Source organism: Salmonella sp. GDC200615 (genome assembly GCF_050574145.1).
Taxonomy (GTDB): domain Bacteria; phylum Pseudomonadota; class Gammaproteobacteria; order Enterobacterales; family Enterobacteriaceae; genus Salmonella; species Salmonella enterica.
The window spans coordinates 18618-33359 of sequence record NZ_CP192247.1; the positions used below are offsets into that span (position 1 = coordinate 18618).

General features: G+C 57.7%; 13 protein-coding genes, 4 pseudogenes and 1 other annotated feature. Of the genes and pseudogenes, 16 read left to right on the plus strand and 1 reads right to left on the minus strand.

Going from position 1 to position 14742, the window contains the following annotated elements; translation table 11 throughout:
• Nucleotides 1-57: 57 nt before the first annotated feature.
• From torT to ACQ29O_RS00130, 12 genes and pseudogenes are all read left to right on the plus strand, one after another.
• A pseudogene (gene torT, locus ACQ29O_RS00075) lies at nt 58-957 on the plus strand (TMAO reductase system periplasmic protein TorT); the annotation flags it as partial.
• Nucleotides 955-1935 (plus strand): annotated as a pseudogene (locus ACQ29O_RS00080) (molybdopterin dinucleotide binding domain-containing protein); the annotation flags it as partial. The pseudogenes torT and ACQ29O_RS00080, both read left to right, overlap by 3 nt.
• Nucleotides 1928-2560, plus strand: coding sequence for a molecular chaperone TorD (gene torD / locus ACQ29O_RS00085; protein ID WP_001729087.1), 633 nt, complete (start codon nt 1928-1930; stop codon nt 2558-2560). The pseudogene ACQ29O_RS00080 and the gene torD, both read left to right, overlap by 8 nt.
• 189 nt (nt 2561-2749) lie before the next feature.
• The gene (locus ACQ29O_RS00090; protein ID WP_000724474.1) at nt 2750-4150 is read left to right on the plus strand and encodes a cytochrome-c peroxidase; all 1401 of its coding nucleotides are present in this window, start codon (nt 2750-2752) and stop codon (nt 4148-4150) included.
• Nucleotides 4151-4155: 5 nt separating this feature from the next.
• A complete protein-coding gene (locus tag ACQ29O_RS00095; RefSeq protein WP_000888547.1) occupies nt 4156-4434 on the plus strand; it encodes an ATP-binding cassette domain-containing protein in 279 nt (92 codons plus the stop codon).
• Nucleotides 4431-5090, plus strand: coding sequence for a heme exporter protein CcmB (gene ccmB / locus ACQ29O_RS00100; protein WP_000990039.1), 660 nt, complete (start codon nt 4431-4433; stop codon nt 5088-5090). Before ACQ29O_RS00095 ends, ccmB begins: the two co-directional genes overlap by 4 nt.
• 51 nt (nt 5091-5141) lie before the next feature.
• Nucleotides 5142-5879 carry a heme ABC transporter permease gene (locus ACQ29O_RS00105; protein WP_000266002.1) on the plus strand — a complete coding sequence of 246 codons (738 nt, stop codon included), beginning with the start codon at nt 5142-5144 and terminating at the stop codon, nt 5877-5879.
• Between the two features lie 35 nt (nt 5880-5914).
• The gene (gene ccmE, locus ACQ29O_RS00110) at nt 5915-6403 is read left to right on the plus strand and encodes a cytochrome c maturation protein CcmE (RefSeq protein WP_045162167.1); all 489 of its coding nucleotides are present in this window, start codon (nt 5915-5917) and stop codon (nt 6401-6403) included.
• Nucleotides 6400-8259, plus strand: coding sequence for a heme lyase CcmF/NrfE family subunit (locus ACQ29O_RS00115; RefSeq protein WP_045161901.1), 1860 nt, complete (start codon nt 6400-6402; stop codon nt 8257-8259). Before ccmE ends, ACQ29O_RS00115 begins: the two co-directional genes overlap by 4 nt.
• Nucleotides 8256-8654: pseudogene (locus ACQ29O_RS00120) on the plus strand (DsbE family thiol:disulfide interchange protein); the annotation flags it as partial. The gene ACQ29O_RS00115 and the pseudogene ACQ29O_RS00120, both read left to right, overlap by 4 nt.
• Nucleotides 8628-9522: pseudogene (locus ACQ29O_RS00125) on the plus strand (cytochrome c-type biogenesis protein CcmH). The pseudogenes ACQ29O_RS00120 and ACQ29O_RS00125, both read left to right, overlap by 27 nt.
• Nucleotides 9523-9643: 121 nt before the next feature.
• Complete coding sequence (locus ACQ29O_RS00130; RefSeq protein WP_000809952.1) at nt 9644-10870, plus strand: DUF3748 domain-containing protein; 1227 nt, start codon at nt 9644-9646, stop codon at nt 10868-10870.
• Between the two features lies 1 nt (nt 10871).
• On the opposite strand, the gene ACQ29O_RS00135 is transcribed toward ACQ29O_RS00130, so the two are convergent.
• Nucleotides 10872-11204 (minus strand): YceK/YidQ family lipoprotein, encoded by a 333-nt coding sequence (locus ACQ29O_RS00135; protein ID WP_024143630.1) that lies wholly within the window; start codon nt 11202-11204, stop codon nt 10872-10874.
• Between the two features lie 242 nt (nt 11205-11446).
• Nucleotides 11447-11520 (plus strand) — a sequence feature (ROSE (Repression Of Heat Shock gene Expression) occurs in the 5'-region of heat shock genes and acts as an RNA thermometer to modulate expression.).
• Here ACQ29O_RS00135 and ibpA point away from each other — a divergent pair.
• From ibpA to ACQ29O_RS00155, 4 genes are all read left to right on the plus strand, one after another.
• Nucleotides 11514-11927 (plus strand): small heat shock chaperone IbpA, encoded by a 414-nt coding sequence (gene ibpA, locus ACQ29O_RS00140; protein WP_001532742.1) that lies wholly within the window; start codon nt 11514-11516, stop codon nt 11925-11927. It overlaps the preceding feature by 7 nt.
• 109 nt (nt 11928-12036) lie before the next feature.
• Entirely contained in the window at nt 12037-12465 is a 429-nt protein-coding gene (gene ibpB, locus ACQ29O_RS00145) for a small heat shock chaperone IbpB (RefSeq protein WP_001246919.1), read from the plus strand.
• Between the two features lie 188 nt (nt 12466-12653).
• Nucleotides 12654-14315, plus strand: coding sequence for a putative transporter (locus ACQ29O_RS00150; RefSeq protein ID WP_001279787.1), 1662 nt, complete (start codon nt 12654-12656; stop codon nt 14313-14315).
• Complete coding sequence (locus ACQ29O_RS00155; RefSeq protein WP_000526410.1) at nt 14300-14638, plus strand: hypothetical protein; 339 nt, start codon at nt 14300-14302, stop codon at nt 14636-14638. The genes ACQ29O_RS00150 and ACQ29O_RS00155 overlap by 16 nt, the downstream gene beginning before the upstream one ends.
• Nucleotides 14639-14742 lie beyond the last annotated feature (104 nt).

Sequence of the window (14742 nt, forward strand, 5' to 3'; positions counted from 1 at the left end):
AGGATAAAACCTTATTGCTGGTGGGGCTATCATGCGCGCGCTTATTTCGTTCTTTTTTTGATAATCATCGTCTCGAATGTAGAAACAGCGTCAGCCGAAACCGGACTGCTACACTGGACGCGCGCCGATCGGGCGATTCCCTGGCGGCAAACGTCAGTCAATGCGAGTAAACCCTGGAAACTGTGCGCATTATACCCCAGCCTGAAAGATTCTTACTGGTTGTCCGTCAACTACGGGATGCAAAAAGCGGCCAAATTGTATGGCGTTGATTTAAAAGTGCTGGAAGCGAATGGCTATCGGCAACTGGCGACGCAACAACAGCAAATGACGCAGTGCCGGGAGTGGGGCGCCGACGCTATTCTGCTTGGCAGCAGTACCATTCGTTTCCCGGAACTGGAACGGTATGCCGGTAATGTGCCGGTTATTGAAGTGGCGAACGTGATACGCGACGCCAGCGTGGCAACTCACGTCGGTCTGCCGTGGTTTCAGATGGGTTATCTGCCGGGACGTTTCCTGGTGCAGTGGAGCAAAGGAAAAACGCTTAACGTTTTACTCTTCCCGGGGCCGGAGGAAGCTGGCGGCAGTCAGGAGATGGTGGCGGGTTTTCGTCAGGCAATTAAAGGCAGCGCCATCAACATTGTGGATATCGCCTGGGGCGATAACGACATTGAAGTGCAGCGAAACTTACTCCAGGAAATGCTGGAGCGTCATCCGGACGCCAATGTGGTCGCCGGGTCGGCGATAGCGGCGGAGGCGGCGGAGGCGGCGATGGGCGAAGGGCGAAATTTGACGACTCCGCTCACGATCGTCTCATTTTATCTGACGCATCAGGTTTATCGCGGTTTAAAACGCGGCCATATCCTGATGGCGCTCAGCGATCAGATGGCCTGGCAGGGAGAATTAGCGATAACGCAGTCGATTAAGGTCTTACAGGGGCAACCGGTGCCTGAAAATTTGCCGGCTACCACCCAATTTGAGCGTAACGACCTCGATCAGTTCGGCAACCACTCTAACCGCGGCATTATCGCCATGAAACAGGTGGTGTCGCCGCAGTTTGAAGCGCGTAACGACTTTGATATTTTCCGCGATCTCTGCCGACGCTTTAACCGTGAAGCGGCATTCACGGAAGGTCTTGATGAAATGGGCTGGCTGAAACGCATCTGGCAGGAAGGGAGCCAGCAGGGAAAAGGTCGCGGTATCCACTTACCGACTTTCGAGGTGTTCTGGAATCAACAGGAGTACATCGAGTTTGATCATCCGCAGATGTTTGTGCGCCATCAGGCTTTCCGTGAAGATCCGGACCTGGAGCCGTTGGGCACGCCAAGCGGTTTGATCGAGATTTACTCCAAAACGATCGCCGACATGCAATACGACGATTGTCAGGGCCATCCCATGTGGTTCGAAAAAATCGAACGCTCGCATGGCGGGCCGGGATCGCAGCGCTGGCCGCTGCACTTACAGTCCGTCCACCCTGATTTCCGTCTGCATTCCCAACTGTGCGAGTCGGAAACGCTGCGTCAGCAATATGCCGTTGGCGGCAAGGAGCCGGTCTTTATTAACCCACAGGATGCCAGCGCGCGCGGGATCCGCAACGGTGACATCGTGCGGGTATTCAATGCACGCGGGCAGGTACTGGCGGGAGCGGTAGTTTCCGATCGCTATGCGCCGGGCGTGGCGCGAATTCATGAAGGCGCCTGGTACGATCCTGATAAAGGCGGCGATCTCAACGCGTTATGTAAGTACGGCAACCCTAACGTATTAACGCTGGATATCGGTACATCACAGCTCGCGCAGGCGACCAGCGCGCATACGACGCTGGTGGAAATTGAAAAATATACCGGCCCTATGGATAACGTCACGGCGTTTAACGGTCCGGTCGAGATGGTCGCGCAGTGTGAATATGTACCCGCATCGCAGGGGAATCCGCATGATTAAGCAGCCAGCGCTTGCTCAGGAACAGTACGCCTGCGTATATGCATGGCTGGCGTTACTCTTTTTCCGGGAAGTGGATGATGAAGGGTTAATACAATTACAGTCCGCGGAAATCGCGGACTGGCTGGCGCTGTTAAAGCGTCAGCCAGCGCTGGCGGCGTCGGTGGCGTTACTCGAACAAAAAATTGCCGCGCTTAGCCTGCGTCAGGATGCGCAGCTGGAGCTGGCAGCGGATTTTTGCGGATTGTTCCTGATGACGGATAAAAAATCGGCCTTGCCCTACGCCTCGCAATACCCGCAGCAGGAACCCGGCATGATTAAACATTTATTGCTTGAAGCCGGGATGGAAGTCAACGACGATTTTAAAGAGCCGGCCGACCACCTGGCGATTTATCTGGAATTACTCAGCCATTTACATTTTTCATTGGGTGAATCGTTCCAACAACGGAGAATGAATAAATTACGCCAGAAAACATTGTCGTCATTACTGGAGTGGCTTCCGGAATTTACAAATAATTGCCTTAAGCATGATCTCTATGGTTTTTATGCTGCGTTAAGTCAATTATTGTTGGCTATCGTTCGTTTTGATGACGGAAAAGAGGATTTATCCATTGTTGCGGTTGAATAAACCCTGTGACGGGCATCGCAAAATAAATCTTACGATAGTCGGGGGTTATCATATCTATAGGTTTAGCCAATTGTAATTATTGATACCAATCAATATCCATGATGGGTTTGTATTTAGTATTGACGGGCCTCATGAGTAAAAAAATAAAATTTAATTAATCATGCCGCAATACCCCATAAGGATAGTGATATGAAAAAAATTACCCTCTATGCGACAACGGTTATCACCGTTGGGCTGTTATGTTATTTAGGTTTGTCCGGGTATGTATGGTATTACGACAAACAGCGCAGTAAAAAAAGCGATGTGCAGGCCTCGGTTGTGGGTGAAAATAATAAAATACTGGGTTATTTCAGGGAGAAAGGATGTGATTATTGTCATACGCCTTCCGCTGAATTGCCTTTTTATTCCTCTTTTCCGGTGGCAAAGCAGTTAATGGATTACGATATCCAGCTCGGTTACAAGTCGTTTAACCTGGAGGCGGTACGGGCCGCCCTGATTGCGGATACGCCGGTGCCGCAAAGCGAACTGAATAAAATTGAATGGGTTATGCAACATCAGACTATGCCGCCAACCCGCTATGTCGCGCTGCACTGGGCGGGGGGCGTCAGCGATAAAGAGCGTACTGACATCCTGAACTGGATAGCCGATCAGCGTGAGCGCAACTATGCCAGCGCCGATACCGACCCCGCGCACCGGAATGAACCCGTTCAGCCTATTCCGCGCAATATTCCCGTCGATGCGAAAAAAGTCGACTTAGGTTTCCGTCTTTATCATGATGAACGTTTATCCGGCGACAGCACAATATCCTGTGCGCATTGTCACGCGTTAAATGCGGGCGGTGTCGATGGCAGAAAAACCTCAATTGGCGTTGGCGGCGCGGTAGGACCAATAAATGCGCCGACGGTATTCAACTCCGTATTTAATATCGAACAATTTTGGGATGGTCGTGCTGCAACCCTGCAGGAGCAAGCAGGCGGACCACCGTTAAATCCTATTGAAATGGCCTCTAAATCCTGGGATGAAATTATTAGCAAGCTTGATAAAGATCCTGCCCTGAAAAAAGATTTCCAGGCGGTTTATCCGCAAGGATTTACCGGGGAAAATATTACTGATGCGATCGCCGAATTTGAAAAAACGTTGATAACGCCGGATTCCGCCTTTGATAAATGGCTACGTGGAGATGAAAATGCGCTGACCGCGCAACAGAAACACGGTTATCAATTATTTAAAGAGAATAAATGTGCAACCTGTCACGGCGGTATCATTTTAGGCGGGCGCTCTTTTGAACCATTGGGATTAAAGCGAGACTTTAATTTTGGCGAAATTACCGCAGCGGATATTGGTCGTATGAACGTCACCAAAGAGGTTCGCGATAAATTACGGCAAAAAGTCCCGGGCTTACGCAACGTCGCGTTAACAGCGCCTTATTTCCATCGGGGCGACGTACCGACGCTGGATGGCGCGGTAAAACTGATGCTGCGTTATCAGGTTGGCACCGATCTGCCGCAAAACGATATTGACGATATCGTCGCCTTCCTGGAAAGCCTGACCGGTGTTTATACGCCATATCAACCTGAATATGCGCAATGACAATGATGCTTGAAGCCAGAGATCTGTACTGCGAGCGGGACGAGAGGACGCTGTTTCGCGGGCTGTCGTTCACCGTGGAAGCCGGGGAGTGGGTGCAGGTCACCGGCGGCAACGGCGCCGGAAAAACCACCCTGCTGCGCCTGCTGACCGGGCTGGCGCGCCCGGACGGCGGGGAGGTGTACTGGCAGGGCGGGATGGTCATTCTCACCACCCACCAGCCGCTGCCGGGGGCCGCGGACACCGTCCGCCGCCTGGCGCTGACCGGCGGGGGGGCCGGGCTGTGATGTGGCGTGTCTTCTGTCTCGAGCTGCGCGTGGCGTTCCGCCACGGCGCGGACATCGCCGGCCCGCTGTGGTTCTTCCTGATGGTCATCACCCTGTTTCCGTTAAGCGTCGGGCCGCAGCCGCAGCTGCTGGCGCGTATCGCGCCGGGCATCATCCAGGTGGCGGCGCTGCTGGCCTCGCTGCTGGCGCTGGAGCGGCTGTTTCGCGACGACCTGCAGGACGGCAGCCTGGAGCAGCTGATGCTGCTGCCGGTGCCGCTGCCGGCGGTGGTGCTGGCGAAGGTGCTGGCCCACTGGGCGGTGACCGGCCTGCCGCTGATGATGCTCTCCCCGCTGGTGGCGCTGCTGCTGGGGATGGACGTGTACGGCTGGAAAATCATGGCGCTGACGCTGCTGCTCGGCACGCCGGCGCTGGGGTTTCTCGCCGCGCCGGGCGTCGCGCTGACGGCCGGCCTGCGGCGCGGCGGCGTCCTGCTGGGCATTCTGGTGCTGCCGCTGAGTGTCCCGGTGCTGATTTTCGCCACCGCGGCGATGGACGCGGCATCGATGCATTTACCCGTTGACGGCTATCTGGCGGTGCTGGGGGCGCTGCTGGCGGGCAGCGCGACGTTAAGCCCGTTCGCCACCGCGGCGGCGCTGCGCCTCAGCGTGCAGTAGCGCCCCGGCGCGACGGACATTTTACTGGTTTCAGGAGGTCAGGTGACAACGATGTGGAAAACCCTTCATCAGCTGGCGGCGCCGCCCCGGCTGTATCAGATTTGCGGCAGGCTCGTGCCGTGGCTGGCGGCAGCCGGCATCATCGCGCTGGCCACCGGCTGGGTCCGGGGCTTTGGTTTCGCCCCGGCGGACTACCAGCAGGGGGAGAGCTACCGCATTATGTACCTGCATGTCCCGGCGGCCATCTGGTCGATGGGTATCTATGCGGCGATGGCGGTGGCGGCGTTCACCGGGCTGGTCTGGCAGATGAAAATGGCCAGCCTTGCCGTCGCGGCGATGGCGCCGGTGGGGGCGGTGTACACCTTCATCGCGCTGGTCACCGGCGCGGCGTGGGGCAAACCGATGTGGGGCACCTGGTGGGTGTGGGACGCGCGCCTGACCTCGGAGCTGGTGCTGCTGTTTCTCTACGCCGGGGTCATCGCCCTGTGGCACGCCTTTGACGACCGTAAAATGGCCGGGCGCGCGGCGGGCATTCTGGTGCTGGTCGGCGTGGTGAACCTGCCGGTTATCCACTATTCCGTCGAGTGGTGGAACACCCTGCACCAGGGCTCGACGCGGATGCAGCAGAGTATCGACCCGGCGATGCGCTCGCCGCTGCGCTGGGCCATCGCCGGCTTCCTGCTGCTCTTTATGACGCTGGCGCTGATGCGGATGCGCAACCTGATTTTACTGATGGAAAAACGCCGCCCGTGGGTGAGCGAACTGATACTGAAAAGGGGGCACCGGTGAGTCCGGCATTTTCATCGTGGAGCGATTTTTTCGCCATGGGCGGGTACGCCTTTTTTGTCTGGCTGGCGGTGGCGATGACCGTGGCGCCGCTGGTGCTGCTGGCGCTGACCACCGCCCTGGTCCTGTACGCGCTGCGCGCGAATATCGACCTGTTCTATACCCCCGGCGAAATCCTCTACGGCAAGCGCGAGACGCAGCAGCTGCCGGCGGTGGGCCAGCGCCTGCGCGTCGGCGGGATGGTGATGCCCGGCAGCGTCAGGCGCGACCCGGACTCGCTGAAGGTGAACTTCAGCCTCTACGACGCCGAAGGGTCGGTGACGGTGAGCTATGAGGGGATACTGCCGGACCTGTTCCGCGAGGGACAGGGGGTGGTGGTGCAGGGCACCCTGGAGAAGGGCAGCCACGTCCTGGCGCAGGAGGTGCTGGCCAAGCATGACGAGAACTACACACCGCCGGAAGTGGAAAAGGCGATGCAGGAAAACCACCGCCGCCCGCAACGCGCTGATAAGGACACCTCATCATGATGCCTGAATACGGCCACGCGCTGCTGTGCCTGGCGCTCGGCGTGGCGCTGCTGCTGTCCGTTTACCCGCTGTGGGGCGTGGCGCGCGGTGACGCGCGGATGATGGCGTCGGCCGGGGTGTTCGCCTGGCTGCTGTTCATCTGCGTGGCGGGCGCGTTTTTCGTGCTGGTGCACGCCTTTGTGGTTAACGACTTCACCGTGGCCTATGTCGCCGGCAACTCGAACACGCAGCTGCCGGTGTGGTACCGGGTGGCCGCCACCTGGGGGGCGCACGAGGGCTCGCTGCTGCTGTGGGTGCTGCTGATGAGCGGCTGGACCCTGGCGGTGGCGGTGTTCAGCCGGCCGGTGCCGGCGGATATCGTCGCCCGGGTGCTGGCGGTGATGGGGATGGTCTGCGCCGGTTTTCTGGCGTTCATCCTGTTCACCTCCGGCCCGTTCGTCCGCACGCTGCCGGCCTTTCCGGTGGAGGGGCGCGACCTGAACCCGCTGCTGCAGGACCCGGGGCTGATTTTCCACCCGCCGCTGCTGTACATGGGCTATGTCGGCTTCTCGGTGGCCTTCGCCTTCGCCATCGCCGCGCTGCTGAGCGGGCGTCTGGACAGCGCGTTCACCCGTTTTGCCCGCCCGTGGACGCTGGCGGCGTGGGTGTTCCTGACGCTGGGCATCGTGCTCGGCTCGGCGTGGGCCTACTACGAGCTGGGCTGGGGCGGCTGGTGGTTCTGGGACCCGGTGGAGAACGCCTCCTTTATGCCGTGGCTGGCGGGCACCGCCCTGCTGCACTCGCTGGCGGTCACCGAACAGCGCGCCGGCTTTAAGGCGTGGACGCTGCTGCTGTCCATCTGCGCCTTCTCGCTGTGCCTGCTGGGCACCTTCCTGGTGCGCTCCGGGGTGCTGGTGTCGGTGCACGCCTTCGCCTCCGACCCGGCGCGCGGAATGTTTATCCTCGCCTTTATGGTGCTGGTCACCGGCGGCTCGCTGCTGCTCGGCAACAACGTCCTGCTGATGGCCGCCATGCTGGTGGTGCTGCTGGGTACCCTGCTGCCGCTGGTGCACAAACAGCTGGGGCTGGGCAGCATTTCGGTGGGGGAGCCGTTCTTTAACACCATGTTCACCTGGCTGATGGTCCCCTTTGCCCTGCTGCTGGGGGTGGGGCCGCTGGTGCGCTGGGGCCGGGACCGGCCACGTAACATCAGGAAACTGCTGTGGGCTGCCGTTGTCACTACCCTGGTGCTGTCGGTACTTTTGCCGTGGCTGCTGGAAGATAAAATCATCGCCATGACGGCGGTGGGGATGGCGATGGCCTGCTGGATTGCGGTGCTGGCGGTGGCCGAAGCCGTACAGCGCGTGTCCCGCGGCACGAAAACCTCTCTCAGCTACTGGGGAATGGTGGCGGCGCACCTCGGGCTGGCGGTGACGATTACCGGCATCGCCTTCAGCCAGAATTACAGCGTGGAGCGTGACGTGCGGATGCGGGCGGGCGACAGCGTGACCATTCACGACTACCGCTTCACCTTCCGGGAGGTGCGGGACATCACCGGGCCCAACTACCGCGGCGGGGTGGCCCTCATCGGGGTGACGCGCCACGGCGAGCCGGAGGCGGTGCTGCACGCGGAGAAACGGCTCTACAACACCAGCCGGATGGTGATGACCGAGGCGGCGATTGACGGCGGGCTGACCCGCGATCTGTACGCCGCGCTCGGGGAGGAGCTGGACAACGGCGCGTGGGCTGTGCGCCTGTACTACAAACCGTTTGTCCGCTGGATATGGGCCGGGGGGCTGCTGATGGCGCTGGGCGGGCTGCTGTGCCTGGTGGACCCGCGCTACCGCCGCCGTAAACCATTGCCGGAGGCCGGATGAAACGCAACGTACTGTTATTACCGTTACTGATTTTTCTGCTGATTGCCGCGGCGCTGCTGTGGCAGCTGACGCGCAACGCGCAGGGGGATGACCCGACGAATCTCGAATCGGCGCTGACCGGGAAGCCGGTGCCGGCGTTCCGCCTGGAATCGCTGGAGACGCCGGGTCAGTACTATGAGGCGGAGGTGCTGACGCAGGGGAAACCGGTGCTGCTTAACGTCTGGGCCACCTGGTGCCCGACCTGCCGCGCCGAGCATCAGTACCTGAACCAGCTTTCTGCGCAGGGTATCCGGGTGGTCGGGCTGAACTATAAGGACGACCGGGCGAAGGCGGTGGCCTGGTTAAAGGAACTGGGCAACCCGTATGCGCTGAGTTTATCGGACAGCGACGTGATGCCGTTTAAAGATGAAGCGCAGGAGCAGCAGTTCCGCCAGCTCACGGAGCAGCTGCGCTGCCCGAAATGCCAGAACAACAGCATTGCGGACTCGAACGCGATGATAGCCACCGACATGCGCCGCAGGGTGTATGACCTGATGCAGGAGGGGAAGAGCCGCCAGGAAATCATCGATTACATGGTGGCGCGCTACGGCAACTTCGTCACCTACGACCCGCCGCTGACCCCGCTGACGGTGCTGCTGTGGGTGCTGCCGCTGGCCGCCATCGTGGCGGGCGGGTGGATAATCGTTGCCCGCACGCGCCGGCGGGTGCGCCTGCGCCGGCAGCTACGCCCTGACCGGCAGCTATCAGCAGGTCAGGGCCTGGCAGCAGGCAACGGCGCAGACGCCCGGGCTGCTGGCGCGGGCGCTGGACCCGGCGGCGCAGCCGCTGAATGAAGAGGAGATGGCGCGGCTGGCGCTGGGGCTGCGCACCCGCCTGCAGAATGATGCCGGCAATGTTGAGGGCTGGCTCATGCTGGGGCGCACCGGTATGGTACTGGGTAATGCCGGTACCGCCACCGGGGCCTATGCGAACGCCTACCGCCTGGACCCGAAAAACAGCGATGCGGCGCTGGGCTACGCGGAGGCGCTGACGCGCTCGTCCGACCCGGAGGATAACCGCCGCGGCGGGGAGCTGCTGCGTCAGCTGGTGAGAAGTGACCACACGGATATCCGGGTGTTAAGCCTGTATGCGTTCAGCGCCTTTGAGCAGCAGCGTTTTGGCGAGGCGGTGGCGGCCTGGGAGATGATGCTGAAACTGCTGCCGGCGGGTGACGCCCGGCGGGCGGTGATAGAGCGCAGTATCCGGCTGGCGCAGGAGAAATAAGACCCTGACGGCCCGGTGGCGCGGCGCCATCGGGCCTGGCTATCCCAACGATACGCTAAAGCCTGAAAGTGAAGCCCGTGTGCAGTATGATGACGAGCATCGTCTCTTATCAGGACATCCCATGAAACAAATCACCTTTACGCCGCGCCATCACCAGCTTACCAACACCAATACCTGGACACCTGACAGCCAGTGGCTGGTCTTTGATGTGCGGCCTTCAGGCGCGTCATTTACGGGCAAGACTATTGAGCGTGTCAATGTGCATACCGGCGACGTGGAGGTGATTTATCGCGCCGTGCAGGGCGCGCATGTCGGCGTGGTGACGGTGCATCCTGCCGACAACCACTATGTGTTTATTCATGGCCCTGAAAACCCTGATGAGACGTGGCATTACGATTTTCACCACCGCCGGGGCGTTATTGCAACGTCGGAGGGTGTGACTAACCTCGATGCGATGGATATTACTGCGCCGTATACTCCCGGCGCGCTGCGCGGCGGCAGTCACGTCCATGTGTTTAGCCCGAACGGCGAGCTGGTGAGTTTTACCTATAATGACCACGTTCTGCATGAGCGCGATCCGGCGCTGGATCTGCGTAATGTCGGCGTGGCCGCGCCGTATGGGCCGGTAACGGTGCCGGTTCAGCATCCGCGCGAATACAGCGGTAGCTACTGGTGCGTACTGGTTAGCCGCACGACGCCTGCGCCGAGACCTGGCAGCGATGACATTAACCGCGCCTATGAAGAGGGCTGGGTGGGCAACCGCCTGATCGCCTTTATTGGCGATACGCTGTCGCTGACGGGCAAAAAAGTCCCGGAGCTGTTTATTGTCGATTTACCGTGTCATGAAAACGGCTGGAAACAGGCAGGCGACACGCCGCTGACGGGAACCGAATCAACGATGCCATCGCCGCCGTTGGGCGTAGTTCAGCGGCGTCTTACCTTTACTCACCAGCGTGTTTATCCAGGACTCACTAACGAACCACGCCACTGGGTTCGCAGTAATCCGCAGGCGACGGCGATCGCCTTTTTGATGCGGGACGATAACGGCGTAGCGCAACTGTGGCTGATATCGCCGCAGGGAGGCGAGCCCCGGCAGTTAACGCATCATGCGACCGGCGTACAGTCAGCGTTTAACTGGCATCCGTCGGGTAAATGGCTGGGACTGGTGCTGGAAAATCGGATTGCCTGCTGCGACGCACAAAGTGGGAAGATCGACTTCTTAACCGCCAGGCACGACAACCCGCCGTCTGCGGACGCCGTCGTTTTTTCACCGGATGGGCGACACGTCGCATGGATGGAAGAGGTGAAAGGGTTCCGTCAGCTATGGGTGACGGAAACCGGGCGATAAATCAGGGAGGAGGCATCTTCGCCGGGGGGATGACGGCATTGGTCATTTTCGTCTCCTCCTCGCTTTTCTCGACGCGCGATATTACCGAACTGTCTTTGCGGAAGATGCCCCACGGCAGAAGGATCGTATCCATCACGGCGGTAAACGGCATATCCAGGATGGCCAACGATTTGGTGCCCCAGTTTGTCTCATCGTTACCGATCATCGTAGCGCTGGCGCGCGTGCCAGGATAAGTACCCTCTTTACCGCCGGTGTGCGACATGACGCTTGAACAACCGCCTAATAAAAGCATCCCATTCCATATTATCAGCGTTAACCACACGTTTTTTATCATCACTCATTCATCTGTTGGTTGTCGTTATTTGCATGATGAGTTATAGCGATCCGTTGCTAAAAATAACATCACCAGTACGTGGCACTGTGGCGGTAATCGCACTTTAACAATCAGTGCTGTCCCAACCAGTCTATGCAATAGCCAATAAACTGCAAAAAAAAGTCGGATTAAAATACTTGAAAAGTACGTATTCAGACCCATTTATAAGACGTAGTGAACAGAAGGGCACGCCTGATGGGTGTTCTGGCAATCCTGGCCTGTCCATGATGGAAGGTCTGACATTCTCGCTGATTTCAGGAGTTTATGATTATGCGTAACTTTGATTTATCCCCGCTGTACCGTTCTGCCATTGGTTTTGACCGTCTGTTTAACCTGCTTGAAAATAACCAAAGCCAAAGTAATGGCGGCTACCCTCCGTACAACGTTGAGCTGGTAGACGAAAACCACTACCGCATCGCCATTGCCGTTGCCGGTTTCGCGGAAAGCGAACTGGAGATTACTGCCCAGGATAATTTACTGGTGGTAAAAGGCGCTCATGCGGACGAGCAGAAAGAACGTACTTACCTGTATCAGGGCATTGCCGAGCGTAACTTTGAACGTAAGTTCCAGTTAGCGGAGAACATTCACGTTCGCGGCGCAAACCTGGTCAACGGGCTGCTGTATATCGAACTGGAGCGCGTGATTCCGGAAGCGAACAAACCGCGCCGTATCGAAATTAACTGATTCCGTCGGGTCGCGTTGCGCGGCCTGTCATCCCATGCTCGCCGTCAGGGAGCATGTTCGCACGTAAAGTGTGAAGGTAAAAACTCGCTTCTTAGAAGGAGAAATGATTATGCGTAACTACGATTTATCCCCACTGCTGCGTCAATGGATCGGTTTTGACAAGCTGGCCAATGCGCTGCAAAACAGCGGCGAAAGCCAGAGCTTCCCGCCCTATAACATCGAAAAAAGCGACGATAACCATTATCGCATTACCTTAGCGTTAGCCGGTTTCCGTCAGGAAGATCTGGATATTCAACTGGAAGGCACGCGCCTGACGGTAAAAGGTACGCCGGAACAGCCGGAAAACGAGCCCAAATGGTTACATCAGGGCCTGGTCATGCAGCCTTTTAGCCTGAGCTTTACGCTGGCTGAGAATATGGAAGTTTCCGGCGCGACGTTTACCAACGGCCTGCTGCATATTGATTTAACCCGTAACGAGCCGGAAACCATTGCGCCGCAGCGTATCGCCATTAACGAACGCTCCGCATTAAATAGCTAATGAGCTCCTTGCCTTGCCCCGCCAGAGATGGCGGGGCTTTTTTGTGCCACGAAAAAGGGTAAGACGCTGCCGAAGTCAGGACGTCTGGGCGGTTTTGTAACATGAGAATGTGCGCCATGCTGTATATATGCCTTAACGGTTCAGTCATAATCCCTATAAATTGAAATGTTACTCACAGGGAAGAAAAGATGAGTGATATCGCATTGACGGTCAGCGTTCTGGCGTTGGTGGCGGTTGTCGGTTTATGGATCGGCAACATTAAAGTGCGCGGTGTCGGCTTTGGTATTGGCGGCGTTCTGTTCGGCGGTATTATCGTCGGCCACTTCGTCGATCAGGCTGGGGTGACGCTGAGCGGCGATATGCTGCACTTTATCCAGGAATTCGGCCTGATCCTTTTTGTTTATACCATCGGCATACAGGTGGGGCCGGGGTTTTTCGCCTCGCTGCGCGTTTCCGGGCTGCGTCTCAATCTGTTTGCTGTTCTGATTGTGATTATGGGCGGGTTGGTCACCGCGATTCTGCATAAAATTTTCGCTATTCCGCTGCCAGTGGTGCTGGGGATTTTCTCCGGCGCAGTCACCAATACGCCTGCGTTAGGGGCGGGTCAGCAAATCCTGCGCGATCTGGGAACGCCAGTGGATCTGGTAGATCAGATGGGGATGAGCTATGCGATGGCGTATCCGTTTGGCATCTGCGGTATTTTGCTCACCATGTGGCTGATGCGGCTGATTTTTCGCGTTAACGTCGAGGCGGAGGCGCAGAAGCACGAATCCTCTCTCGCTAACGGCCATTCATTAATTCAGACAATGAATATCCGTGTCGAGAATCCGAACCTCAATAATATGGCTATCCAGGATGTGCCGATCCTGAACAGCGATAAAATCATTTGCTCACGCCTGAAACGCGATGACACGCTGATGGTGCCGTCGCCGGGGACGATTATCCAGGCAGGCGACCTGCTGCACCTCGTCGGCCAACCTACCGACCTGCATAACGCGCAACTGGTGATCGGTAAGGAAGTGGACACCTCGTTGTCGACGCGTGGCACGGATTTACGCGTCGAGCGTGTGGTCGTCACCAACGAAAAAGTGCTCGGCAAACGTATCCGCGATTTGCACTTTAAAGAGCGTTATGACGTGGTTATCTCCCGCCTTAACCGCGCGGGCGTTGAGCTGGTCGCCAGTAGTGACGCTAGCCTGCAGTTTGGCGACATTCTCAATCTGGTGGGGCGTCCAGCCTCGATTGATGCGGTAGCCAATGTGGTCGGCAACGCGCAGCAAAAACTCCAGCAGGTGCAGATGCTGCCGGTGTTTATCGGCATCGGATTAGGGGTTCTGCTTGGGTCAATCCCGTTGTTTGTGCCGGGATTCCCGGTCGCGTTAAAACTGGGGCTGGCTGGCGGGCCGCTGATCATGGCGCTAATTTTGGGGCGTATCGGCAGCATCGGTAAGCTGTACTGGTTTATGCCGCCGAGCGCCAACCTCGCGCTGCGTGAATTAGGCATCGTTTTGTTTCTGGCGGTCGTTGGGCTGAAATCCGGCGGCGATTTTGTCGATACGCTGACACAGGGCGAAGGATTAAGCTGGATTGGCTACGGTATTTTCATCACCGCTATTCCGCTGATTACCGTCGGTTTGCTGGCGCGAATTTTTGCCAAAATGAACTACCTGACGCTGTGCGGGATGCTGGCCGGTTCGATGACCGATCCGCCAGCGCTGGCATTTGCCAACAATCTTCATGCCACCAGCGGCGCGGCGGCGCTCTCTTACGCGACCGTCTATCCGTTAGTGATGTTCCTGCGTATTATCACGCCACAACTGCTGGCGGTGATTTTTTGGGGAATGGGTTAGCGCCTGATGGCGCGTTGCTTATCCGGCCTATGCACTGTGTTAAATCCAGGCTGGATAACGCGCGCCGCACCGGCCACACTTCTGCTCTTCTTCTTATCTTCTTCCTCAATGAACGCGCTAATCAGCGTAATGGCAACGAGCATAATTCCAATTTTTTTCAGTTAGTTATCAATCTTCATCGCTTTTTTTTCGTCGCGACGGGTGGTTTTTCAGCTTTTAATTCGGCAATAATGCCTTTCCTGGCGGTGGCGTTGAAAAAGGTCGCAACTGAAATGAAAAATAGCGGGAATGAGCGCGGTTGCGCCGAAACGCGTCACCAGTGAACTACAGTTATTTTGCAATAAGATTCCCTTGCTGCGGGATAATGTGAAGCATATCAGCAACAACGTGAGTGGTATTCTGAAAACGAACGGGAATACATAAGAAC

Coding starts and splice junctions, on each gene's coding strand:
- ibpA (WP_001532742.1), top strand. CDS start 11,514: ATGCGTAACTTTGATTTATCCCCGCTGTACCGTTCTGCCATTGGTTTT.
- ACQ29O_RS00115 (WP_045161901.1), top strand. CDS start 6,400: ATGATGCCTGAATACGGCCACGCGCTGCTGTGCCTGGCGCTCGGCGTG.
- torD (WP_001729087.1), top strand. CDS start 1,928: ATGATTAAGCAGCCAGCGCTTGCTCAGGAACAGTACGCCTGCGTATAT.
- ACQ29O_RS00090 (WP_000724474.1), top strand. CDS start 2,750: ATGAAAAAAATTACCCTCTATGCGACAACGGTTATCACCGTTGGGCTG.
- ACQ29O_RS00105 (WP_000266002.1), top strand. CDS start 5,142: ATGTGGAAAACCCTTCATCAGCTGGCGGCGCCGCCCCGGCTGTATCAG.
- ACQ29O_RS00095 (WP_000888547.1), top strand. CDS start 4,156: ATGCTTGAAGCCAGAGATCTGTACTGCGAGCGGGACGAGAGGACGCTG.
- ACQ29O_RS00150 (WP_001279787.1), top strand. CDS start 12,654: ATGAGTGATATCGCATTGACGGTCAGCGTTCTGGCGTTGGTGGCGGTT.
- ibpB (WP_001246919.1), top strand. CDS start 12,037: ATGCGTAACTACGATTTATCCCCACTGCTGCGTCAATGGATCGGTTTT.
- ACQ29O_RS00135 (WP_024143630.1), bottom strand. CDS start 11,204: ATGATAAAAAACGTGTGGTTAACGCTGATAATATGGAATGGGATGCTT.
- ccmE (WP_045162167.1), top strand. CDS start 5,915: ATGGGCGGGTACGCCTTTTTTGTCTGGCTGGCGGTGGCGATGACCGTG.
- ACQ29O_RS00130 (WP_000809952.1), top strand. CDS start 9,644: ATGAAACAAATCACCTTTACGCCGCGCCATCACCAGCTTACCAACACC.